We start from the raw sequence: 571 nt of genomic DNA on the forward strand, positions 1-571 counted from the left end.
CGCCAGTATTGCTTCCCGCGCATAAAACGTCTTTGTTCTGCCGGTTTGCTTCGCCAGCGAGTCCAGACGGGACTCAATCTCATCAGATAACCGGATAGCAAGCATATAAACCTCCCGAACACCATTTGCTATACATGTATATCAACAGTACCACAATCAACCTAAAAGAACAAAAAATAATCTTGTTAGCCCCTCTTGATAATCCGTAACGCGGTCAATATATCTAGCTTGAGGGCTTTCCTCTTAACTATTGAAAGGATAACGATTATGGGTCTTAAGCCGGGTCCGAAACGAATTGCCGATTCAACAGGGGAACCTGATAAACGCCAGCGTGACAATAAAAAAACGCCGGGAAATACTGACAAATTGAAACCCAGCAAATCTTCAAAAAAATAAGTCAGTAGTTAAAAGCCCTCCGGGGCTTTTTTGTATCTGCCGTTCACGCTGATTAAACATAACACCCGTTGCCCGCACCGCCCCGGACGGGTTCGCCGCGAACGGGGTGGCAGTCAGGTAAAACCGGCAACAAACCACCCGATAAACCGCCCCGTTCGCGACAGATAAATTTTAC

1 protein-coding gene is annotated in these 571 nt (G+C 46.6%); it reads right to left on the bottom strand.

All coding sequences use genetic code 11. From position 1 onward, the window contains the following. Positions 1-105: type II toxin-antitoxin system RelB family antitoxin (gene relB / locus ABD353_RS39560; protein WP_159322803.1), on the bottom strand; the 105-nt coding region annotated here is incomplete at its 3' end. Positions 106-571: the final 466 nt, after the last annotated feature.

This window comes from Kitasatospora arboriphila, from assembly GCF_039528095.1.
Classification (GTDB): domain Bacteria; phylum Actinomycetota; class Actinomycetes; order Streptomycetales; family Streptomycetaceae; genus Kitasatospora; species Kitasatospora arboriphila.